The sequence below is a fragment of the Solidesulfovibrio aerotolerans genome, assembly GCF_009856865.1.
In the GTDB taxonomy this organism is placed as follows: domain Bacteria; phylum Desulfobacterota; class Desulfovibrionia; order Desulfovibrionales; family Desulfovibrionaceae; genus Solidesulfovibrio; species Solidesulfovibrio aerotolerans.
Genome location: NZ_WVUD01000151.1, coordinates 1 through 275, shown reverse-complemented (window position 1 = coordinate 275; position 275 = coordinate 1). Strand labels below are relative to the sequence as shown.

The window sequence follows — 275 nt, the reverse complement described above, 5'->3', positions numbered from 1 at the left end:
ATCTCCCGGGGAACCCTGGCCGGCTGGATGATCCGGGTAGCCAAGGCCTGTGATCTGCTCATCGACCTGATCATTGAGGAGATTCGTTCCGGCCCTATCGTCAACATGGACGAGACCACAGTCCAGGTGCTTGCCGAACCAGGCCGGGCCAATACCACGAAATCATTCATGTGGGTCGCCCGGGGCGGAACGCCGGGAAAACCGGTCGTGCTCTTTCGCTATCATCCGACTCGGGCCGGCTGTGTGGCCTCAGAAATCCTTGGAAACTTCCAAGG

Annotated in this window: 1 protein-coding gene; it reads left to right on the top strand. The window is 59.6% G+C overall.

Annotated elements, in window-relative coordinates; translation table 11 throughout:
• Positions 1-275, top strand: a 275-nt coding sequence (locus tag GTA51_RS20490) for an IS66 family transposase (protein WP_160964323.1), incomplete at both ends; no start/stop codon positions are given.